Raw genomic sequence first — 20,990 nt, forward strand, 5'->3', positions numbered from 1 at the left:
ATTGGGACGGCTATTTCTTCGTCACTCGCATCAAGAAAAATACCAAAGTTCACGTCGTAGACACATTGGAAAAATCATCAGAAGAAGAAATTCTACGAGATGAGCTGGTTCGTTTAGGTTCTAAAACTTATCTGACTGCCACTTTCCGACTCGTCACTGTTCAAGATAAAAGTGGACGTGCGTTTCAATTTATTACCAATCGAATGGACTGTACGTCAAAAGAAATAGCGGACATGTATCACGCTCGTTGGCAAATTGAATTGTTTTTCAAACACATCAAACAACACATGACCAGTAAAACGTTCTTTTCTCAAAGTGAAAAAGGCGTGCAGAATCAATTGATTTTAACGATGATTTCCGCTCTCCTTACGTTTCTCATCAAATTGGAGACGAAAACGGAACAATCGGTGTTCCAAATCAAACGATTCTTTCGTTATTTACTGTTTCAGCCTTTTGAGTGTTGGTTAGAAAAATTAATTCCCACATGAGAAAAAAGAAATTTAGCTCGTTACTTTTTTGGTTTTCAGTTGAATAACAGGTAAAAATTTTTCTGGAAAAAGTCATCCTTTGCGTCAGCACAGTTTCTTTTGACCTATTTCCACGAAAATTAGTTTTCAGAATATTCTAAATTATTTTTATGCAACACCAGTGACTTTTTTAATGTAATTTTTTATTGATATTTCTAATTTAAAACGTTGATATACCGCCTATCTAATCCCCAAAGCAATCCGGGCATAACGGCTCATTTTGTCTGTTGTCCAAGCGGGATACCAAACCAATTTTACTTCAATTTTTTCTACTTCTGGTACATCTTTGAGTGCGTCATGGATTTCTTCTGTAATAACATCCGCCAATGGGCAGCCCATGGTAGTCAGTGTCATTTTGATGACTGATTCACCAGTCTCACCATCAAATCCTACTTCATATATTAAACCTAAGTTGACAATATCGATCCCTAACTCTGGGTCGATAACTGTTTCCAAGGCAGTCAAAATGCGATCTTTGATTTCTTCTACTTCTTGATCGGTTCTTGCTTCGCTCATCTCGATCCCTCCCTCATTGTTCTACTTGCAATCATACCTTGTTTCTGATTATTTGTAAATCGTTGAACTGAATCTTGCAGGAAAATGGTATAATACAGAAAACAAAGGTTTTAGGAGGAGATTTAATGGCAAAAGAAGCAAGCTTTGATGTTGTTTCAGAAATGAATATGGAGGAAGTGAAGAATGCTATCCAAATGACATTGAAAGAGCTGAAAAACCGTTTTGATTTTAAAGGTTCAACGGTTGATATTACTTTGGATAATCAAAAGCTTACCCTGGTTGGTGATGATGATTTCAAATTAGAACAAATCAAAGATGTTCTATTGGGAAAATTTGTTAAAAGAGCTGTTCCAATCAAAAATATCCATTTCTCAGAAACAGAGCATGCCCTAGGCTCAAAAGCCCGACAACATGCGGACTTGATTAGTGGTATCGATAAAGAGAATGCTAAAAAAGTAACGACAGCGATCAAAAACTCAAAAATCAAAGTCAAAGCACAAATTCAAAATGATCAAATCCGTGTGACTGGTAAAAGCCGGGATGATCTGCAGGAAGTGATCCAACTATTAAGAAAAGTCGACTTACCAATCGAGTTACAGTTTACCAATTACCGTTAAAATGAAACAGTCGTTGACCACTTTTTCTACTTGGTCAACGACTGTTTTTGCCAAAAATTTTTTAATTCCTTTGCGAGCTCTGTTGGACGGAAACAGATTTTGGCTTTTTGCCAGTGAGATGGAAAGAGCTGACGATACCTCGGAGCAGTGAAACGCTGATCCAGCAGTAATACAGTTCCTTTGTCCTCCATATCCCGAATGACCCGACCAGCAGCTTGCAATACTTTATTCATTCCAGGTAGCTGATACGCATATTCAAATCCTGCTTGTTTGTGCTCATCGAAATACTCTTTGATCAACTCTTGTTCCGGATTGATTTGAGGCAAGCCTACTCCCACAATCGCTGTGCCGATCAAGCGGGTTCCTTTTAAGTCAATTCCCTCTGAGAAAATTCCACCCAATACACAAAACCCTATGAGTGACTCCTCGGGTTCTTCCGAAAATTTAGCCAAGAACGCTTCTCTTTCCTCTTCGTTCATATCTGTGTCTTGCAAGATAGTGGGAATCTCAGGAAACAACTCGGTAAATAAATTATAGGTGTCGTCCAAAAATTTATATGATGGGAAAAACACTAAATAGTTGCCTTTTTTGGCTTCTGCCATCATCACGATAGTCTCAACAATTGCTGGCAAACTAGCCATTCTTTGTTTATAAGTCGTTTGAATGTAATTAGCGATCAAGATTTGTTGATGATCGATCGGGAAGGGACTATCTAAACGATAACGTAGTGCTTCTTCTCCCCCTCCCAATACCTCTTGATAATAAGGCAAGGGACTGAAGCTTGCTGAAAATAGCAGGCTACTCTCTCCTTTGTCTAGCATTTTTTGTAAAAACGGAGCTGGTTCAAGACACAGTTGACGAATCGTTAGATCGTAGCGTGAGATCTCGATCGTCGTTTCATAATGATCATCATAAAATTCACTGATTTTTAAAAAATGAAGGCAGTCAAAATAAACACTTAAAATATTCTCCAATCCAGGCTCTTCTGGGTGTGCCGCCAACCACTCTTTCATTAGTTCGCTGAATTTAAACAATTGATTCAACAAGCCTTCAGCAGCTGGCGCCTGATGATGGAAAGACCAATTTTCCTCTTCGGCGATCGTCTGAATGGCACCAAACTCTTGATCGACTTTATTCAAGCTCCGATGAATTTTCTTATAGTCTTTTGAAAGTTTTTCTTTTAATCCTTTGAAAGCAGAACGTTGCAATGTAGCTGAATACATTTCTCTGGAACGATTCACTAAATTGTGTGCTTCGTCAATCAAGAAATAATACTTTTCTTCAGGCTCTTCAAAAAATCGTCGCAAATACACGGTAGGATCAAACAAATAATTGTAGTCACCAATGATCACATCACAAAACAAACTGACATCTAATGACAGCTCAAATGGGCAAAGCTGATGTTTTTTAGCATATCTTTCAATTACTGGACGTGTAAATTGATTTTCATGATGCAAGAGATCCCAAAGTCCTTCGTTGATTCGATTGTAATAGCCATTCGCATACTGACAGTCATCGGGATTGCATTTACGTTCGTCTAAAAAACAAATTTTGTCTTTGGCCGTCAAGGTGACACTTTTGGTTTCAGCTCCAACTTCAGCTAATGCCTGCAAGGCATCTTCTGCCACCTGTCGCGTGATCGTTTTTGCTGTTAAATAGAAAATACGATCCGCCCGTTCTTCTCCCAAAGCCTTGAAGGCCGGAAATAAGGTCGAGATCGTTTTTCCCGTTCCAGTCGGGGCCTCCACGAAGAGACGCTGCTGATTCCTTAATGTTTTATAAGCGGCCACCGCCAATTCTCGTTGCCCCTTCCGATATCCTTCATAAGGAAACTGTAAGGCTTGTAAAGACGTTGTTCGCACCCTTCGCCAATCATCCTGAAACAGCAGCCAACGATGATATTCCTGCGTCAGATCGTCAAAGAAAGAGGTCAGGAAATCAAAACTAAACGTTCTGCTTTGGCGAGTGACTAGAGACTCTGTCGTTTGAAAGTATGTCAATTGAACCTCGATAGACGAAAGTTCATTTTGCAAACTATAGATATAAGCATAAACCATTGCCTGATAAAAAAATAATTCTATTTGATCTGCTGGCAGATCCTCAAACTGCACTTCAGAAGTTTTGATCTCATCGATCACCCAATACTCTTCCTTCTTAAAGATACCATCTGCTCTACCTTCTACAATCAGCGTGTCCTCTCCAACAGAAACTTCCGTCTTTAAAAAAACTTCTTTCTGATAGTCTATGCCGCTCTCTTTTTGGATTTTCCTATGGATACGTGCACCTTCTTGGGCAGTATGATTACTTACTTTACGGTTGTCGATACTACCTTTTCTTAAAATAAATTCTACTAGCTTTCGTACCGATATTTTTCCACGATGCATAGATTCACCTTCTCTATCTTTTTATTATAGAGAACTGATTCGAAAAGTATAGCGAACAAAAAATTTTTTTAAAAGTCTTTTATTTTTTCTTTTGATACATTTCTTTAAGCTGAATCAGAAACCGTTTAAACGGTTCTACATCAATGCCCATTTTTTGATAATTCTCTAAAATCGATTGTATTTCAAGAAACAAATAACCTAAATATAGTACATAGAGCATGGTCATCCCTGCATAAGCAGGGAGCAAAAAAGCGACTGGCAAAAAGAAAATCAGCAAGATCATACTAGCCAGCTTTCTTAAAATGCCATTGATCCCTATTTTAGAAGTCACAGCTTTCATCCATTTTGCCGCCAGAATCCCGCTAAAAAAATCTAAAACCATGGCGATCGCTAATACGGACAAGACGTATAAAATATTATGCTCCTTAATTGTTTGAAACCATTGATTAACATCCATATTCTCCACTCCTTTCATTACTAGTAACGAAAAAAATTGAGAAAATGTAAAAGGAATTTTGAAAAAAATCAAAATTCCTTTTAAAGTTTTATTTGTCGTATTGAATCGTATAAATGATATTGTGCTCATCATAAACACGATGATTGTCTTCGTCTTCAAAAAAGAAGATTTTCTTAAAGTCCTCACCAATAAGCTCGATCTTTTCCTCATCGATAGACAAAGAAACTGGAGAAAACGTGTCTTCATAAACCATATAAGGATCCCCTTCCCATTCTTTACTTGGAAAGGTCTTTTCAAAATCTTTTTTGATAGGGTCGAGGTCGATCTCACTAATCGTCAGATAGTCTTTTTGATGACTACTAGGTATATATTGCTTCACAATCGTCAGCTTGCCTTCACTAAAATCATAGACTCCTTGATTTTGCGGAAACATTCTAGCTTCTTCCTGCATCAGAAGCACATCCGAGACTTCTGTCTCCTGGACGATCGGTGTACTTTCTACGATCGGATCATTACTCGTTTCAATGACCTCAGGAGATGGCTGACATGCAACAAAAAGAAGATTCGAAAAAACAAGAACTATTACTACTAATGTTTTTTTCAATGACAGTTACCTCCTATCTAAAATAAGTATAGCAAAGAAGCGAAACGAACAATTTTAAAGGAGAAATTTTTCATGTAATTTTTAATTTATTCCTGTTCTTTCTAATCAGATACTTAACAATTCCTGTTTTTCTAAAAAATTCTTTTTGTTTGTAGACCTTGTTTACGTTATACTTGAAGTATCATTAGACAAGGAGGGCTTTTATGGAAATTACACGTATCGTCACGGGTGTAATTGATGAAAATTGTTACTTAGTCTGGCAAAATCAGGAACTGCTAATTATTGATCCAGGAGCAGATGCCGAAAAAATCATCAAAGAAATTGAGAAAATTGAAGCAAAACCTTTAGCGATTTTGCTGACACATACGCACCATGATCATATCGGAGCAGTCGATCAATTGCGAGATTTCTACCAAATTCCTGTATATGTGAGTCCATTAGAAAAGGATTGGCTGCAAGATCCCGTTCTCAATCTTTCTGAATCCCGAGCAATCACTGCACGTCCGGCTGAATTCGAACTAGAGTTGAGAGCATACACGATCGGTCCTTTTACTTTTCGTGTGGTCGCTACACCTGGACATTCAATCGGCAGTGTAAGTTTTATCTTTAATGACTTTGTAGTTTGTGGAGATGCACTGTTTCGTGGAAGTATCGGTCGGACTGATCTGCACACAGGCAGTCTTGAACAGCTTTTACACAGCATTCAAACACAACTTTTTACCTTACCTGGTGAACTACCAGCTTACCCTGGGCATGGTGAAGCAACAACGATCGAACATGAAAAAAATACAAATCCGTTTTTTAACTGAAGGAGAGAATAATTATGGCGAAAACAGAACTTTATATCGTAAGACATGGGAAAACAATGTTCAATACACTGCAGCGTGTACAAGGATGGTGTGATACTCCCCTAACGAAAACCGGTGTGGCTGGAATCGAAAATCTTGGTGTTGGTTTAAAAGACATCGATTTTGTTGAAGCAGTTTCTAGCGACAGCGGTCGGGCGATCGAAACGATGCGCATCATCTTGAATCAGCATTCAAAAGGCAGCGAGATTCCTTACCATACTGACCAAAGAATCCGTGAATGGTGTTTCGGTTCTTTAGAAGGTGGTTATGACGCTGAGATGTGGGGAGTCGTGCCTCGTGTATTGAACTTCGAAAACTACGATGAAATGATCGACCGTGAAACTACGTTTAAAGACATCTGTGAAGCGATCCATGCTGCCGATACAGCTAATTGGGCAGAAACATATGAAGAACTAAGCACTCGCGTAATGACAGGCTTTGAAGACGTCGCTCATCGTGTAGAGAAAAATGGCGGCGGAAAAGCCGTAATCGTTTCTCATGGCCTAACGATTGCTTTCTTGCTGAACTTGATCCAAGAAGAAAACAATGTTCGTATGGACTTGGAAAATGGTTCTGTTACCCGATTAGTTTATGAGGATGGCCAGTTTATTTGCGAAGAAGTTGGTTCAACAGATTATATCGAAAAAGGCAAGGAAATCTCTAAAAATTCATTAAGCTAGCATACACACCTTTATCACAAAGGTTGATACTGCAGCTTCAAGAGGAAGCAAACTATTTTTGTTTGCTTCTTTTTTTGAAAAAAAGTTGGTAATCTTTTCAAGAAAAGGTATACTAAATCTTGTCATTATGTAATGAAAGGATGGAAAAAATGTTTTTTGCAAATATTATCAAAGCCGTAGTTTTAGGTGTTATCGAAGGAATCACCGAGTGGTTGCCGATCAGTAGTACCGGACATTTGATTCTAGCGGATGAATTTATTCAGCTAGAAGCTAGTGAAGCATTTATGACAATGTTTAATGTCGTGATCCAGCTAGGGGCGATTTTGGCTGTGGTTGTCTTGTATTTTAACAAGCTGAATCCCTTCTCTCCTTCTAAATCAAAGGAAGAAAACCGCGACACCTGGTCATTGTGGTTCAAAGTAATCGTCGCTATTATTCCGTCAGCGATCATTGGCTTGCCTCTCGATGACTGGTTAGATGCTCATTTCCATAAATTTTTACCAGTAGCGATCATGCTGATTGTCTATGGGATCGCCTTTATCGTTGTTGAAAAAAGAAACAGAGATCGTGTTCCAAAAGCGACTCAGTTGACTGATATCACCTTTCGTTTTGCTTTTGTTATCGGTATGTTCCAAGTTTTAGCCCTAATTCCAGGTACTTCACGTTCAGGTGCAACGATTCTTGGGGGAATTTTAGTTGGAGCTTCGCGCTTCGTTTCGGCAGAGTTTTCTTTCTTCTTAGGAATTCCAACCATGTTTGGTGCTAGCTTGCTAAAAGTCGTTAAGTTTATAACTTCTGGCAATAGCTTCGACTTTCAAGGAATCGTGATTTTACTGGTCGGTACGATCGTTTCCTTCCTTGTTTCAGTCGTTGCTATCAAATTCTTGATGAATTACATCAAGAAAAATGATTTTACTGCCTTTGGTTGGTATCGAATCGTTTTAGGTATCATTCTGATCGGCTATTGGGCATTTGCAATGTAATTCTTGTTTTTTGTGTTAAGTAAAATTTCTTTACAACTTATTATTGCATTGCTCGTTTTGTTTATGTATAATGACTAGTGTTGATTTATACGTTTTTCGTATAATAACTTTTTTATTCGGAGGTGAAACAAATGCCAAACATTGAATCTGCAATCAAACGTGTGCGTACAAGCGAAGTTGCTAATGCTAAAAATTCATCTCAATTGAGCACAATGCGTACAGCTATCAAAAAATTTGAAGAAGCTGTTGAATCAGGTGCGGATAACGTAGATGCGTTATTTAAAGATGCTGTTAAAGCAATCGATATGGCTGAGTCAAAAGGATTGATCCATAAAAACAAAGCTGGTCGTGACAAATCTCGTCTAAGCAAAAAAGTAGCTAAATAATGCTAAAGAAAAAGGGGAAAGCAACTTGCTTTCCCCTTTTTCTTTTTATTTCGCCTGTAACTGATTGGCTGTTTTCAAGACAAACAGCTGAAATAGAAATTCTTTGTCCATTCTGCCACTTTTGATCAGATAATCATTCTCGATCAACTCATCGTATAACAAGCTGAGAGCCTTTTGATCGAACTTTCGTGCCTGCTGCATCGCCAGTTTGACCCGATAAGGATGAATTTTCAACGTCTCGACAATATTTCCCTGCTGATAACCAACCTTCATTAGAATTGCTGTCTGCAAAAGCAAGCGAATCTGACTGATCAGAATAGCATTGATCTTGATTGTTTCTTCTCCTTGAATATGCAGATCTTCGTACAATCGTAAAGCCGCTTCCGTCTTACCTTGAAGAACGTATGTCGTCAAATCAAAAACATTATGCTCCAGTGATTTGGGAATCAGCTCTTCTACTGCATATTTTGAAATACGTTTCTCCTCACCAGCATATAGGCGTAGCTTGTCCAATTCCTGCATCGCCTTTGACAGGCTGACATCTGTCAATCGAACAAACAACTCAAAGGCTTCCCGCTGCATGACCAGCCCCTCATTGTCCAATGTCTGTTGAAGATAACGTCGAACCTCCGCTTCCTTCATCGGTTGAACTTCAACAAGAGTTGCTGCCTGCTTCAACTGCTTCGTTACCTTTTTTCGTTCATCCATTTTTTCATAGCTTGCAAAAATTACGAGAATTGAGGTATCCACTGGATTCTTCAAATAATCCAGTAGTCCGTCAAGATTGTGTTCCGGTGCATTACTTTTCTTCTCTGCCGTCAAAAAGAATGGATGTTCAACAAAAATCAAACGATAGTCTCCAAAAAAAGGCGTAGATTGTGCTTCATCCAACACAACATCCAGCGAATCCTGTTCTAAGTCAAACTGAGCAAAGTTCAAATCGTCCTGATCGACATTCAAGCTGGTCAGAAACGCTTCACGTACTTGATTTTGTAAAAAATCTTCCGTTCCCAAAACCAAATAAACCGGTTGAAATTTCTGTGAGCGAATCTCCTGTAATACTTTTTGCGTGTTCATCTCTCGTCCTCTCCATTCTTTCAATGGTTATCCTATCATGAAGCAGAAACAAATGCTAGTGTTCTTTTGCTGTCCATATCTTTGGAAAACGATCTTTCGGATACCACACATAGCGGACCATTCCGTCTTGATCAGTCCGGTATATTTGAACCTTTGCATGATTCAGTGTATCCAAAACTTCTGGATGAGGATGATTGAAGCGATTGTTCTTTCCGCAAGAAATAATCCCATGCTTCAAGCCGATTTTCTCGATAAATGCCGGATCAGTAGAAGTCTGGCTCCCATGATGCCCAAGCTTCATGACCTCCGCTTTCAACTTGGGATAATGGGTGAGCAATTGTTTTTCCCCCTCCTTGCCTAAATCACCTGTCATCAAAAAGCTAGTATTACGAATGACTGTGGTTAAAACCAGTGAATCCTCATTTTCACCTTTCCCAAGATGTTGAGGTGCTAGCACCTTCAGAGGGATTCTTTTACCTATCTGTTCATTTTCTGAAACTTCACGAATATTAGTTCGTTTTGGCAATTGAGCTGCCAAACGCTGAATACTAGGATGTGACAGGCTTCCTTTTCCCACATAGACCCATTGGACGGGTATCTGCTGAATCAATTCTAACGCATCTCCCATATGATCTGCGTCACCATGAGTAAGGAACAAACCAGTGATCTGAGTCACTCCCTCTCCTTTCAAAAATGGTAACAAAGTATATTCAATGCTAGCGCGATAATTTCTGGTTTTCCACTTTTCTTGTTCAAATTGCAATCGTCCCCCAGTATCGATGACATACACCTCTTGATTAAACAGACTTTGCAGAACAACACTGTCTCCTTGGCCAACATCTACAAAAGAAACCGAGGCTGTTAGCGATACTCGTTGACTGATAAGTAATATCAGTAACGGGACAAACAACCAGCGTTTTTTGCTACTCTGATAAATAAGTAAACTACTGATTATCGTCAGCCAAACAAGAAGCAAAGGTGGCTTGCCTGTGATCAATACTAGCGATTTGGTATAAGACAAAAGTTCTTCAAACAAGGAAATACCCGCAAGCAGTAGCCAATTCAGACTTGCCGTTTTTATACCGAGCATTGTTAAAAGACTCGTGATTGCCCCTAAAGGTAGTAAAAAGAAAGAAAAGAACGGTGCACAGATTGCTGTCAAAATACCCGTCAATAGCGGCAGTTCAAAGAAAGAATACATAAAGATCGGTGCTGCCAAGCAAGCAATCACCTGCGAGCGTTTCACGGCTCCATAAAATCCTTCAGTTGAAAATGGACAGAGCAAGATGAACCAGGAGATACCTAAGGACAAGATCCCTGATAACTGCAACAATATTTTTGGTTCTAATAACAATAAGAGCAGAGCGATGATACTAAAACGATCCATGCTCGACAAATAAATTCTCTTCTCCTTTAAAGAGACGTTCAACAAATACAAACAAGAAGCCCGTAAGACACTTACTCCTTGTCCAAATAAAAAAATTGAAAAAAAGATCAATACCGCACCTGCTGGGGCGAATTCTTGAAATATCAGCCTCGTTCGTCTAAACAAATAGTGCATCCAGCCATAAAACAAATAGACATGCATCCCCGAAATTGTAAAAAAATGCAAGATACCACTCCCGCTGTAGATATCTCTTAATTCATGGAAGGATTGATCTCGATAGCCTAATAACAATGCCCACAAATAAACAGTCAATTTTGGTGAAAAATGTATTTCCATCCAATCAATAGCGGTCGCTCGGATCTTTCTGAGAGAATACCACGAGGAAAGTGTTTTCTCACTACGAATCTCCTCCACAATAAAATTCCCCAAAAGTCCAGCTGAGAAATAGAAGTCACTGACATCAAAGCCATGCTTGTTCCGTTTTTGTTCCTTTTCTTTGAAAAAACCGTTCACCAACAGCTGTTTATTCCAATTTGTTCTCCTTCCCCACTCCTTCACCTCTTCCTTTGAGGTTGCTTTGTACTGCCCTCTAATCTTGCCATAGACCGTCTTCCCTTCGAAGGTGATCAAGTCTCCATTCAATTGGATCGTATCGGGAAAGACACGCATCTGCAATTGAATGGTCGTTTCTTCAGGAACTTCGATAAGATAGGTTTGCTTCATCCTGATAAACAAAAGACCGCTGCATAAAAGACCGATCAGGACCAACACATATCGTTTTTTATAGCACAGTACAGCTAAAAAATAGCAGCCAATCAAAAACAAAAAGGGCCACTGTAAAAGAAAACTATATAAAAAACAGATAGAGAAAAGCAATGGAAAAACCAGCTGGTTCTTCCATTGCTTTCGTTCTTTATTCTTCATTTAATTTACCAAAAGACAATTTTTCAAAATATTTTGGCTCTAACTTCACTTGTTCTACTTCTACCCCAACATGCTTGATTAAGTCCATGGCATAATCATTGTTGCGATAATCATTCAAATAATAAATTTTTTTGATCCCTGCTTGTAAAATCGCCTTGGTACAGGGCAAGCAAGGAAAATGTGTCACATAAATTTCTGATCCTGCTGTTGAAATCCCTAATTTAGCACATTGCAACAGGGCATTCATCTCCGCATGGATCGTTCGTATACAATGTCCCTCTACTACGTAGCAGCCATCGTCTATACAATGATCGTCCCCGCTCACCGAGCCGTTGTACCCACCAGCAATGATCCGACGATCCTTGACCAAAGTCGCCCCAACTTCAAGTCTGGTACAAGTACTTCTTAAGGCTAAGAGGACCGCCTGAGCCATAAAATATTGGTCCCAAGGGATACGACTATCTTTTGCTTTTGCAAATTCTTTTGAATTATGGCTGTTTGTTTTGTCATTCTTTTTTTCCATTCAAATTCTCCCTTATTTTTAGTCCAAATGATTTTTTATATTTTCATTACCCAGAATGCCTATGGTCGCTCAAGTTACTTAACTGAACGTCAAATAAAAAGTTGATCAAATAATCTGTATCTTGTCCAAATATTACCATATTCCCACTACTTTGTGTACAGATTCCAAAGAATAATGACCCTTTATATTCCTGTAAATATATTTAGTTTTCAAAGAACGTTCGAACTGCCTTTCAAATAAAAATACGCAATTTTCGTTCTTTTCTGGTCAAAATAACAACTATTAGCAAAAACAAACTGTATATCTATTGCAACTTTACCAAGAAATTTTTTGACCGTCAGAAAAGAATTGTACATTTGGTCCAGATGCATCTAGCGTCGTCAACCAAAGGATTTTTTTTGCAGCTTCTTGTGGTGTCCTTGAAGCACTTAAACCACCCATATCTGTACTGACCCAGCCTGGGCACACAGCGTTGACCCTGATATCACCAGTTACCTCAGCAGCTAAAAGCTGTGTGAGTCCATTCAAAGCAAATTTAGACAGTTTATACGCGCCACTTCTTTCAGAAGTTAAGGCACTGAGTTTTCCCATTGTCGAAGAAATATTGACGATCCTCCCATAATCATTAGCCATCATAAGTGGAAGAAATGTTTTAGTGACATAGTAAGCCCCTAGTAGGTTGGTTTTTAATGTTTGTTCCAAAATAGAAGCATCTTCCTTCAGCAGACCGCCTTGTTGATCTAAAAGAATTCCGGCATTATTGATCAGAATATCAAGTTTTCCATATTCATGGCTCACCCGATCGTTTGCTTGTTGGATACTTTCTAGTGAATCCACATCCAAATGCAAATACGCTACATCGAGTGACGATTTTTTCAAGGCTTGAACTGCCTGTTAACCCTTTTGAGGATTTCGACTGGCTAACAATACTTTATCCCTTGTTGTGCCAGTTGTCTGACCAATTCAAAGCCGATCCCTCTATTCGCTCCAGTCACTAAAGCAACTTTTTGATTTGTTTCCATTACAATCTCCCCTGATATCCGCCACAGGAAATTACCAGCAGTGACATAGTTATTACCACCTAGTGACACCGATATTACCAGTGAGTGCCAGACAAGTTACCAGTGAGAAAAACAATCGAGAAAAGCTGCCCTAATCCTTTAAATAAAGGAAGTGGACAGCTTTTCGTGAATAAGGTCAAAATGCACCATCGGTGAATACACTTTACCAGTAAGTGTGCAGAGAGTTTAACAGCAACTATACTGACCTTAAGGTCACCTAAGAGCCATTCCATATAATCCAGGAACGGCTCTTAGGTGATTTCAAGTATGTTTTCTACCTGTAAAATTTAAAGTTAGTATTGGTTGATGCTGCTATAGCCCTTTCATTATCTCGGAAACAGGGTGATTTTTATTCCATTCGATACGCTCCTCAATGAGACTTTGGTACTTTCTGTACGCGGAATAATCATCAAACACTTGATAAATATCTCCCTCTAAATCAGGGAACGCAAGACGTTCCTCATCTGATAATTGATTGACAGTGCGCCTTAGGTCGACAACTTGTTCTTCCAATTCAGTAGAATATTCAATCAGGGCCACGATAAAAGAAACAAGAGCGTCCTCCTCAGATTGCTTATCTAACATTTTATAATAATCTTCGGTTTCATCTTCATAACACATATTCGTTTAAACCTCCTTACATTGAAATTTAGTTGCGGATGCCATGTCGTTCACGCATGGATATTTCTCCATCTATCAATAATTGGATCGAGTTATGCACGATTCGATCCATAATTGCTTCAGCTACAGTGCCATTCCCAAGCTTTTGAGGCCATCCTTGCGGATCTATCTGGGAACAGAAAATAGTCGATTTGAGCTTGTATCTCATTTCCACAATTTCAAGAACGAGCGCTGCCTGCTCTGGCGAAATATCGATTAAAAGCCATTCATCAAGAATCAGTAGGTCTACTTTGGAAAGTTTTTTAATACTTTTGCGGTAAGAATCGTCATTTCGATATTGCTCCACCATCAGTTCATCCAGTAACTCCGGAAGGCGCACATACTTCACAGTATGGTGTTGACGGCAAGCTGATATGCCGAAAGCTTGTGCGATATAGCTTTTTCCAGCTCCAGTTGGACCTTTGACGATAATGTTGTTTGTTTGGCGAATGTAATTGCAGCTGGACAGTTCCAAGATACGCATCTTCTCTAATTTCCGGTCTTCGTGGTATTCGATGTCTTCAATGCAAGCCTGTGAATCTTGAAAGTTAGCGCTCTTGATCAATCTTTTCAACGTGTTCGATTTGCGTCTGTCGTACTCATGATCGATCAACAGCTGGAATCTTTCTTCAAAACTCATTTTTTTGAACTCCGGCGAACTCTCTTGGTTCTGATATCCTTCTACCATCCCTGATAATTTCATTGAAATCATTTTGCTTATTGTTTGTTCGTTCATTGTCCTTTTCCTCCCCAATAATCTGCGCCGCGTGTAAATCCGAAATCATCCTGAGACTTGGATGGTTTTTCCAGTGCTTTCTCGGCATCTTTTTTCTTATTTGCTTTCAGTTGATTTTGAACTAATTTGACCGTCGGTCGCTGAGTGACATTCAAGATTTCCTTGCACGCTCTTTCGATTTCGTACTTGGTATAACGGCGGGAACTATTTTTTAAAGAAAAAATAGACGAGAGTGCCTTGCGCTCAACCTGATAGGTGTCTAATAGATATTGAATGAGGCGCAAAGTGTTCTCTCCGATCGTTTCTGCCCATTGTAAGGCATTTTCCGGTGTTTGCTCGATATACAATTTATGGTTGTCAGGCATGTGATCTTTACTGGTGGATAACTGACCGAATTTCCCATATAATCGGGAGTGTGTAGCTACTCGCATTTGTTTGAAGAAGACCTCGATGAGATGCTCAGAAACACGTACATCGACGTTTTTCCCGATGTATTCATATGGGACGGAATAAAACATATTTCCAATGCTGATATGATAATCCAGGCGTACTTTAGCGGTTCTCCACTCGGCCATCTTGTATGGTTTTGCTGGAAGAGGTGAAAGTGCGAATTTCTCCTCTTCTTCAAACGCTGTAAAGCGAGTGCCTATCTTTTTCGAGAAATCTCTATGATTAAATTCTTCGAGCTTCAGGCCGACTTTTTGATTCAAGTCGTTCAGAGTAAAACAGTGCTCGTTCCGTAAAGCCGCAATTATCCATGTCGATATTGTGCTGACCGAGCCTTCAACAGACGCTTTGTCTTGAGGAGCCCGAACCCTTGCCGGCATGCATAAAGTCCCGTAATGATCACACATTTCACGATATGTCGGATTCAGCACGAGTTCTTTCAGCGTATGGCGGGTAACGGACGTTTTAAGGTTATCCGGAACAACAATCTGCGTACTTCCTCCAAAGTATTCAAAAGCACGGTTATGTGCACCAATCCAAGCGTTCATGTCCATGGATAAGGTAGCCTCAGCGTAGGACAATTGGCTGCACGGAAGTGTCGCGACAAAAACATAAGCCTTTACTTTTTCCCCTGTATCTCGATCAATGATAAATGCTGTTGATCCTGCCCAATCCACTTCCATAATTTCTCCTGGTTTTCTACGAACCCTTAGGGTTGCCTTGTACTTGTCTGCATAAGCTTTGTAATGACGTAAAAAAGACCGATAGGTATAAGGAATCTTGCCATTCGCACGACAACTGATACCATACTCATAGTGAAGCAGCGACAAGGTTACATTGGGTTTAGCCAGCTCTCTATGCACGAGTTCAAAATCAATCATGCCGTAGCCAGAATTTTCAATGGCTTTGTATGGATAAAGAAATTCTTCTATCCAATGGTCATCCATCTCCTCTGTCAGAGGGCATTCAAGTCCTTTTTCTTTAGCCAACTGAAGAATTTCAGTGACTTTTGGCCGACCATGACCCGTACTTGCGGAGACAGTCCGTAAGCTCAAGCCCTCGTGGGCCATTTCCAATATTTTTCGATATTGAATCATAAAAAAATACCTCCAATATAATGTTTTGCACAATCGTGTGCTCCTTCATTATATTGGAGGTATTGTTGATTTAATCATCTATTTTACCTAGTGGTAACTTCAGTTGTCACTGGGTGGTAATTTTCGTGTCTCTGACTGGTAATAACTATGTCACTAGTGGTAATTTTGGCTGGCGGATATCACTCCCCAATCTATTTTTTTGAATACTGTAAATGTTTGTTTCTTTTGATAAACCTAATTACTAATTTTTTCTATTATACTCCCCCCCTTCTCATGGAACAGTTTGTCATTTATCAGCAAAATAAAAAATAGATATTGCTTTAAACTCAAGGTGAAGGTTTATCCTAAAGATACATCATAATGATGAATAAATTTGAAGGAGAGATTCTAAGATGAATGATGTATTGATATTGACGAAAGAATGGGACAAAGTATTTCCGAAGAGCAAGCAGGTCGATCATTGCAAAGTGACTTTTCACAACCGCTACGGGATCACTTTGGCTGCAGATTTATACAAACCTCAAAATAGTGAGGGACTATTACCAGCAATTGCTGTGAGTGGACCTTTTGGGGCAGTAAAGGAACAATCATCGGGACTTTATGCTCAAACGATGGCTACCAAAGGATTTTTGACCCTCGCCTTTGATCCATCCTACACTGGAGAAAGTGGTGGAAGTCCAAGATATGTAGCATCACCTGACATCAACACAGAGGATTTTCAAGCAGCTATTGATTTTCTATCTGTTCAAACAAATGTTGATCCTGAAAAAATTGGGATCATTGGTATCTGTGGTTGGGGAGGTATGGCATTGAATGCAGCAGCTATCGACACACGTATCAAAGCTACGGTGGCTTCCACGATGTATGACATGTCTCGAGTAAATGCAAATGGTTATTTTGATGCTATGGGAGCAGAAGAACGCTATGATTTAAAAAAAGAATTGAACAATCAACGAATCTCGGATTACAAAAGTGATCACTATCAAAGAGCTGGCGGTGTCATTGATCCATTACCGGATGATGTGCCAAATTTTGTCAAAGATTACTATGATTACTACAAAACAAACCGTGGTTATCATAAGCGGTCACTAAATTCAAATGATGGATGGAATACAACTTCTTCTTTATCATTTATGAATATGCCACTTTTACAATACATTAGTGAGATTCGCTCTGCGGTATTTTTGATCCATGGAGAAAATGCTCACTCCTTGTACTTTAGTCAGGATGCCTATAAAAAGTTGAAGGGGAAAAACAAAGAACTGCTGATCATCCCAGAAGCTTCTCATACAGATCTCTACGATCAAATGGAGATCATCCCTTTCAATAAGATGGCAGCCTTTTTCCAAAAGCACCTCAATTAGATGGATTCATACTAACAAACAGAGCTTCTTCTCCTTGTGTTTGAGAAGCTCTGCTTGGTTTATAAAATCAAAGACATAGACTCATTGAACTTTGATGGATTCCCTTAATTTTTCTACTGTCTTCTCGCCGATTCCACTAACCTCGGTTAAATCCTCCACTTTTTGAAAAGGACCGCTTGTCTCTCGATAGTCGATGATCGCCTGAGCTTTAGCAGCGCCTATCCCGGACAATTTTTGCAATTCTATCTGGTCTGCAGTATTAATATTGATTTGCGCATCTGTTGTAGCCGATTGACTATACTGATTATCTATCGGAACGAAAGCATTCTCTGCTTCTTCTTTACTCGGCACATAGATCATTTGCTGATCTGTTAAACGTTCTGCCAAATTAAGCTGTCTTTGCTCTGCATTCTCAGTAAATCCTCCAGCTAAAAGCACCACTTCTTTGACTCGAGCGCCTTCTTGCAGCTCATATACCCCCGGTTTTTTGATTTCCCCTTTAATATCTACCATCAATACGACGGATTCGCTATTAACGGTAGACTGTATTTCTTCCACTGTCTGTTCTACCTGTAGATCTTCCCATGCGGGTGCCATTTCCTTATCGGGCAAGAGTAAATAAATTCCGGTGATCACTAATAACACAGCAATTACAAGTAGCCATCCATATTTTTTCATTGCGATGATCTTTTCCATAATCTGCTCCTTTCCTCTCTTCAATGAATAAATACGAAAAAAAAGTTTGATTCTTTTAACAAAATATCTAAATAATCACAATTATAAAACTTAGTGAAATATCCAATGCACAAAAAAAGGAATCTACAATGAGATCCCTTCGCATCTATAGTGAAAAAAATATATCAACGTGTTAAAAACCAAAATAGGAGCACCGTGGCGACAACTGCTACAACACCACGAACAACGATATCAACCGACAAGAAGCCAAATAAATTTCCCCAAAATGAATGTTTATTTTTCATCTCTTTTCTCTCCTTTTCTAATTTGCCAAAGTCAAACCTCCGAAAATTTCACAAACTTCTTATTTATATTATAGCAACATTTTTAGAAAGCGGGATACGTCTATAGTAGGATTTTTGATAAGTTCCTGTCCAAAAACACTACAATTGACTATAACTATTCGTTAAAGTAAGAAAAAAAAGCCGATGACACAACTGAAATCAGCTGTATCATCGACTAAATTTATAAAAGAAATGACTTTTTTAATTTTTAAATGAATGGATCGGTGCAGGAATTCTGCCGCCTCGTTGAATAAAATCAGCAGATTTCGCCGGATTGGTTTTCATGACTGGTGCAGTACCTAGTAAACCACCAAATTCGATCATATCGCCGACTTTGGCATTATGTGCAGGAATGATCCTCACAGCCGTTGTCTTATGATTGATCACGCCGATCGCTGCTTCATCTGCGATCATCGCCGCAATCGTTTCCGCTGTAGTATCTCCTGCTATGGCGATCATATCTAGACCAACTGAACAAATCGCTGTCATTGCTTCCAGCTTTTCTAAATTCAATAGACCATTTTCTACCGCCTTAATCATTCCGGCATCCTCTGAAACAGGAATGAACGCACCCGATAGTCCACCCACATGATTACATGCCATCACGCCACCTTTTTTGACAGCATCATTTAGCAAAGCCAAAGCAGCTGTCGTGCCGTGAGTTCCAACAGATTCCAAGCCCATTTCCTCCAGAATCAATGCTACACTATCTCCAACTGCTGGTGTCGGAGCTAGAGACAAGTCAACGATTCCAAAGGGAACATCCAAACGCTCAGAAGCTACTCGACCAACAAGCTGTCCCATACGAGTGATCTTGAAAGCTGTTTTCTTGACCGTTTCAGCGACAACATCAAAGGATTCTCCTTTAACTTTCTCCAGTGCTCGTTTGACAACACCTGGACCACTGACCCCCACATTGATGACACAGTCTGCTTCACCGACTCCGTGGAAAGCACCGGCCATAAACGGATTGTCTTCTACTGCATTGGCGAAGACAACCAGTTTCGCACAACCCATATCCGACGCTTCAGCTGTTTTTTTGATCGTTTCCCCCATCAATTTAACAGCGTCCATATTGATACCCGATTTTGTTGAACCAATATTTACCGAAGAGCACACAAAAGAAGTCTCCGCTAGCGCTTGTGGGATCGACTCGATCAGTGCACGATCTGCTCCTTGATAGCCTTTTTCAACTAAAGCGCTGTAACCGCCGATAAAATTGACGCCAACTGTTTGTGCCGCGCGATCCAATGTATGTGCGAATTTCACACAATCTTCAGCACTTGCTTGAGAAGCAGAGGCAATGATACCGATCGGTGTTACTGAGATCCGCTTGTTAATGATCGGAATCCCATATTCCATCTCGATTGCTTCACCGACTTTGACTAAATTTTTTGCTCGAGTGGTGATTTTTTGATATATTTTTTCGCATGCTTGCTCGACATCGGCATCCATACAATCCAATAAAGAAATGCCCATTGTAATCGTACGAATATCCAGATTTTCTTCTTCAACCATGCGGATCGTTTCAAGTATTTGATTTGTTTCCATGTTTGGCCTCCTGATTATAATTTATGCATCGCTTCAAAAATTTCTTCATTTTGAACGCTAATTTTTACACCTAATTTGTCGCCGATTTTTGTTAATTCTTGGCGTGTGTAATCAAAATCAGTCTGCTTTTCCATTTCCAACATCATCATCATTGTGAAATATTCTTGCATGATTGTTTGAGTAACATCCACAATATTTATTTCAAGCTCGGATAACTTTTGACTTACCCCCGCAATAATACCAACCTTATCTTTTCCAATAACCGTTAAAATAGCTCTCATGAATAAAGCCCTCCTTGATTTTTTTCTATTATAGCATACCTTCCCTCCTCTTCGAATCGATATTCAGAAAATAATTTCAACTATTTTCTGAATATTTACATGAACATCAATATTTGCTCCTTCGTTCCCTTCTTGTTTCTGTTTTTTAAGACTTCAAGGAATATTTTCTGTTGAAAAAAGAGCATTTACCGTTTTTTTATCGGTAAATGCTTTTTGTCTCTTTATCTATTGTTTAATCTAAAATCGTTACTTGAACAGTCCGGCGTCCCCAGTTGATACATTCTTCATAAGTTGGAAAGTGAACATCAACGATATTGCCTTTGATCGCTCCACCCGTATCGCTGGCAATGGCTTCTCCATAGCCTTCTACATACAATCTAGTTCCTAGAGGGATCACATTAGGATCAACTGCTACAGCCATTGGATTTTCCAGCAAATTCTGCCCAGTAGCTGTAACTGTCCCTCCACCTAAAGCATCAGCAGGATCTGAACTATAGGCAGTCGACTCCATAGTTAGTGTTCGACCTGAATAGTTGGTTGCTTCTGTTTGACTTTCTTCTGAAGTATCCGTTGTGGTACTGCTGGCTGTCCCTGTCCCTTCACTTTCTGTATTGATTTTTAATGACGTTCCGTCAAAAATCACATCTGGATTAGCGATGCCGTTGTCCTCTGCGATCTGATCGATGTGATTAACATTGCCAAAGTATTCCATCGAAATACTTGATAACGTATCATTAGGGGTTACGGTATGCTCGATTTCTTCTGCAAAAACACCTGTACCAAAGCCGACCATACTTAAAAAGGCAACACTGCCAAGTAGAAAATATTTTGTTTGTTTCATCTATGAAAACTCCTCTATAT

23 protein-coding genes are annotated in these 20,990 nt (G+C 39.4%); 7 read left to right on the plus strand and 16 right to left on the minus strand.

Features of this window, described 5'->3' with window-relative positions; all coding sequences use genetic code 11:
- A partial coding sequence (locus ACWODM_RS00005; protein ID WP_455319301.1) for a transposase occupies positions 1 to 488 on the plus strand: 488 nt, incomplete at its 5' end.
- Positions 489 to 707: 219 nt separating this feature from the next.
- Here the strand turns inward: ACWODM_RS00005 and ACWODM_RS00010 are convergent.
- Positions 708 to 1,043, minus strand: a complete 336-nt coding sequence (locus tag ACWODM_RS00010) for a metal-sulfur cluster assembly factor (protein ID WP_455319302.1) — start codon at positions 1,041 to 1,043, stop codon at positions 708 to 710.
- 125 nt (positions 1,044 to 1,168) lie between these two features.
- Here ACWODM_RS00010 and ACWODM_RS00015 point away from each other — a divergent pair, with 125 nt between their 5' ends.
- Positions 1,169 to 1,660 (plus strand): YajQ family cyclic di-GMP-binding protein, encoded by a 492-nt coding sequence (locus ACWODM_RS00015; protein ID WP_455319303.1) that lies wholly within the window; start codon positions 1,169 to 1,171, stop codon positions 1,658 to 1,660.
- A 26-nt stretch (positions 1,661 to 1,686) separates the two neighbouring features.
- Here ACWODM_RS00015 and ACWODM_RS00020 read toward each other — a convergent pair whose 3' ends face one another.
- From ACWODM_RS00020 to ACWODM_RS00030, 3 genes are all read right to left on the minus strand, one after another.
- A complete protein-coding gene (locus ACWODM_RS00020) occupies positions 1,687 to 4,044 on the minus strand; it encodes an ATP-dependent DNA helicase (RefSeq protein WP_455319304.1) in 2,358 nt (785 codons plus the stop codon).
- A 79-nt stretch (positions 4,045 to 4,123) separates the two neighbouring features.
- Positions 4,124 to 4,501, minus strand: a complete 378-nt coding sequence (locus ACWODM_RS00025) for a phage holin family protein (protein WP_455319305.1) — start codon at positions 4,499 to 4,501, stop codon at positions 4,124 to 4,126.
- Between the two features lie 88 nt (positions 4,502 to 4,589).
- Positions 4,590 to 5,105, minus strand: coding sequence for a hypothetical protein (locus ACWODM_RS00030; protein WP_455319306.1), 516 nt, complete (start codon positions 5,103 to 5,105; stop codon positions 4,590 to 4,592).
- Between the two features lie 203 nt (positions 5,106 to 5,308).
- Here ACWODM_RS00030 and ACWODM_RS00035 point away from each other — a divergent pair, with 203 nt between their 5' ends.
- The 4 genes from ACWODM_RS00035 to rpsT all read left to right on the plus strand — a co-directional run bounded on the left by ACWODM_RS00035 (position 5,309) and on the right by rpsT (position 8,002).
- Positions 5,309 to 5,914 (plus strand): MBL fold metallo-hydrolase, encoded by a 606-nt coding sequence (locus ACWODM_RS00035; protein WP_455319307.1) that lies wholly within the window; start codon positions 5,309 to 5,311, stop codon positions 5,912 to 5,914.
- A gap of 14 nt (positions 5,915 to 5,928) precedes the next feature.
- Positions 5,929 to 6,633: a histidine phosphatase family protein gene (locus ACWODM_RS00040; RefSeq protein ID WP_455319308.1), complete on the plus strand. Its 705-nt coding sequence runs from the start codon at positions 5,929 to 5,931 to the stop codon at positions 6,631 to 6,633.
- Between the two features lie 149 nt (positions 6,634 to 6,782).
- Positions 6,783 to 7,616, plus strand: a complete 834-nt coding sequence (locus ACWODM_RS00045; protein WP_455319309.1) for an undecaprenyl-diphosphate phosphatase — start codon at positions 6,783 to 6,785, stop codon at positions 7,614 to 7,616.
- Positions 7,617 to 7,747: 131 nt separating this feature from the next.
- Positions 7,748 to 8,002 carry a 30S ribosomal protein S20 gene (gene rpsT / locus ACWODM_RS00050; protein WP_455319310.1) on the plus strand — a complete coding sequence of 85 codons (255 nt, stop codon included), beginning with the start codon at positions 7,748 to 7,750 and terminating at the stop codon, positions 8,000 to 8,002.
- 45 nt (positions 8,003 to 8,047) lie between these two features.
- On the opposite strand, the gene holA is transcribed toward rpsT, so the two are convergent.
- The 8 genes from holA to istA form a co-directional block, all read right to left on the minus strand.
- Complete coding sequence (holA, locus tag ACWODM_RS00055) at positions 8,048 to 9,079, minus strand: DNA polymerase III subunit delta (RefSeq protein ID WP_455319311.1); 1,032 nt, start codon at positions 9,077 to 9,079, stop codon at positions 8,048 to 8,050.
- 55 nt (positions 9,080 to 9,134) lie between these two features.
- Positions 9,135 to 11,390, minus strand: a complete 2,256-nt coding sequence (locus ACWODM_RS00060) for a DNA internalization-related competence protein ComEC/Rec2 (RefSeq protein ID WP_455319312.1) — start codon at positions 11,388 to 11,390, stop codon at positions 9,135 to 9,137.
- Complete coding sequence (locus ACWODM_RS00065) at positions 11,380 to 11,913, minus strand: ComE operon protein 2 (protein WP_455319313.1); 534 nt, start codon at positions 11,911 to 11,913, stop codon at positions 11,380 to 11,382. Before ACWODM_RS00065 ends, ACWODM_RS00060 begins: the two co-directional genes overlap by 11 nt.
- 315 nt (positions 11,914 to 12,228) lie before the next feature.
- Positions 12,229 to 12,792, minus strand: a complete 564-nt coding sequence (locus ACWODM_RS00070) for an SDR family NAD(P)-dependent oxidoreductase (RefSeq protein ID WP_455319314.1) — start codon at positions 12,790 to 12,792, stop codon at positions 12,229 to 12,231.
- A 41-nt stretch (positions 12,793 to 12,833) separates the two neighbouring features.
- The gene (locus ACWODM_RS00075; protein ID WP_455319315.1) at positions 12,834 to 12,935 is read right to left on the minus strand and encodes an SDR family NAD(P)-dependent oxidoreductase; all 102 of its coding nucleotides are present in this window, start codon (positions 12,933 to 12,935) and stop codon (positions 12,834 to 12,836) included.
- Positions 12,936 to 13,286: 351 nt separating this feature from the next.
- A complete protein-coding gene (locus tag ACWODM_RS00080) occupies positions 13,287 to 13,595 on the minus strand; it encodes a hypothetical protein (RefSeq protein ID WP_455319316.1) in 309 nt (102 codons plus the stop codon).
- A gap of 28 nt (positions 13,596 to 13,623) precedes the next feature.
- Positions 13,624 to 14,370 carry an IS21-like element helper ATPase IstB gene (gene istB, locus ACWODM_RS00085; RefSeq protein ID WP_455319317.1) on the minus strand — a complete coding sequence of 249 codons (747 nt, stop codon included), beginning with the start codon at positions 14,368 to 14,370 and terminating at the stop codon, positions 13,624 to 13,626.
- Positions 14,367 to 15,914, minus strand: coding sequence for an IS21 family transposase (gene istA, locus ACWODM_RS00090; RefSeq protein ID WP_455319318.1), 1,548 nt, complete (start codon positions 15,912 to 15,914; stop codon positions 14,367 to 14,369). The genes istB and istA overlap by 4 nt, the downstream gene beginning before the upstream one ends.
- A gap of 392 nt (positions 15,915 to 16,306) precedes the next feature.
- Here istA and ACWODM_RS00095 point away from each other — a divergent pair, with 392 nt between their 5' ends.
- Positions 16,307 to 17,278: an alpha/beta hydrolase gene (locus ACWODM_RS00095; RefSeq protein ID WP_455319319.1), complete on the plus strand. Its 972-nt coding sequence runs from the start codon at positions 16,307 to 16,309 to the stop codon at positions 17,276 to 17,278.
- An 81-nt stretch (positions 17,279 to 17,359) separates the two neighbouring features.
- Here ACWODM_RS00095 and ACWODM_RS00100 read toward each other — a convergent pair whose 3' ends face one another.
- From ACWODM_RS00100 to ACWODM_RS00115, 4 genes are all read right to left on the minus strand, one after another.
- On the minus strand, positions 17,360 to 17,974 hold the full coding sequence (locus ACWODM_RS00100) for a helix-hairpin-helix domain-containing protein (RefSeq protein ID WP_455319320.1): 615 nt from the start codon (positions 17,972 to 17,974) through the stop codon (positions 17,360 to 17,362).
- Positions 17,975 to 18,498: 524 nt separating this feature from the next.
- Positions 18,499 to 19,848, minus strand: coding sequence for a DUF711 family protein (locus tag ACWODM_RS00105; protein ID WP_455319321.1), 1,350 nt, complete (start codon positions 19,846 to 19,848; stop codon positions 18,499 to 18,501).
- Positions 19,849 to 19,862: 14 nt separating this feature from the next.
- A complete protein-coding gene (locus ACWODM_RS00110) occupies positions 19,863 to 20,129 on the minus strand; it encodes an ACT domain-containing protein (RefSeq protein WP_455319322.1) in 267 nt (88 codons plus the stop codon).
- 232 nt (positions 20,130 to 20,361) lie between these two features.
- Positions 20,362 to 20,970: a 3D domain-containing protein gene (locus tag ACWODM_RS00115; protein WP_455319323.1), complete on the minus strand. Its 609-nt coding sequence runs from the start codon at positions 20,968 to 20,970 to the stop codon at positions 20,362 to 20,364.
- Between the last annotated feature and the right edge of the window lie 20 nt (positions 20,971 to 20,990).

It is taken from the genome of Enterococcus olivae (assembly GCF_053760925.1).

Excerpts from the sequence above, each read along its gene's own strand:
- ACWODM_RS00010 (WP_455319302.1), bottom strand. The coding sequence starts at position 1,043 with ATGAGCGAAGCAAGAACCGATCAAGAAGTAGAAGAAATCAAAGATCGC.
- ACWODM_RS00015 (WP_455319303.1), top strand. The coding sequence starts at position 1,169 with ATGGCAAAAGAAGCAAGCTTTGATGTTGTTTCAGAAATGAATATGGAG.
- ACWODM_RS00020 (WP_455319304.1), bottom strand. The coding sequence starts at position 4,044 with ATGCATCGTGGAAAAATATCGGTACGAAAGCTAGTAGAATTTATTTTA.
- ACWODM_RS00025 (WP_455319305.1), bottom strand. The coding sequence starts at position 4,501 with ATGGATGTTAATCAATGGTTTCAAACAATTAAGGAGCATAATATTTTA.
- ACWODM_RS00035 (WP_455319307.1), top strand. The coding sequence starts at position 5,309 with ATGGAAATTACACGTATCGTCACGGGTGTAATTGATGAAAATTGTTAC.
- ACWODM_RS00040 (WP_455319308.1), top strand. The coding sequence starts at position 5,929 with ATGGCGAAAACAGAACTTTATATCGTAAGACATGGGAAAACAATGTTC.
- ACWODM_RS00045 (WP_455319309.1), top strand. The coding sequence starts at position 6,783 with ATGTTTTTTGCAAATATTATCAAAGCCGTAGTTTTAGGTGTTATCGAA.
- rpsT (WP_455319310.1), top strand. The coding sequence starts at position 7,748 with ATGCCAAACATTGAATCTGCAATCAAACGTGTGCGTACAAGCGAAGTT.
- holA (WP_455319311.1), bottom strand. The coding sequence starts at position 9,079 with ATGAACACGCAAAAAGTATTACAGGAGATTCGCTCACAGAAATTTCAA.
- ACWODM_RS00060 (WP_455319312.1), bottom strand. The coding sequence starts at position 11,390 with ATGAAGAATAAAGAACGAAAGCAATGGAAGAACCAGCTGGTTTTTCCA.
- ACWODM_RS00065 (WP_455319313.1), bottom strand. The coding sequence starts at position 11,913 with ATGGAAAAAAAGAATGACAAAACAAACAGCCATAATTCAAAAGAATTT.
- ACWODM_RS00075 (WP_455319315.1), bottom strand. The coding sequence starts at position 12,935 with ATGGAAACAAATCAAAAAGTTGCTTTAGTGACTGGAGCGAATAGAGGG.
- ACWODM_RS00080 (WP_455319316.1), bottom strand. The coding sequence starts at position 13,595 with ATGTGTTATGAAGATGAAACCGAAGATTATTATAAAATGTTAGATAAG.
- istB (WP_455319317.1), bottom strand. The coding sequence starts at position 14,370 with ATGAACGAACAAACAATAAGCAAAATGATTTCAATGAAATTATCAGGG.
- istA (WP_455319318.1), bottom strand. The coding sequence starts at position 15,914 with ATGATTCAATATCGAAAAATATTGGAAATGGCCCACGAGGGCTTGAGC.
- ACWODM_RS00095 (WP_455319319.1), top strand. The coding sequence starts at position 16,307 with ATGAATGATGTATTGATATTGACGAAAGAATGGGACAAAGTATTTCCG.
- ACWODM_RS00100 (WP_455319320.1), bottom strand. The coding sequence starts at position 17,974 with ATGGAAAAGATCATCGCAATGAAAAAATATGGATGGCTACTTGTAATT.
- ACWODM_RS00105 (WP_455319321.1), bottom strand. The coding sequence starts at position 19,848 with ATGGAAACAAATCAAATACTTGAAACGATCCGCATGGTTGAAGAAGAA.
- ACWODM_RS00110 (WP_455319322.1), bottom strand. The coding sequence starts at position 20,129 with ATGAGAGCTATTTTAACGGTTATTGGAAAAGATAAGGTTGGTATTATT.
- ACWODM_RS00115 (WP_455319323.1), bottom strand. The coding sequence starts at position 20,970 with ATGAAACAAACAAAATATTTTCTACTTGGCAGTGTTGCCTTTTTAAGT.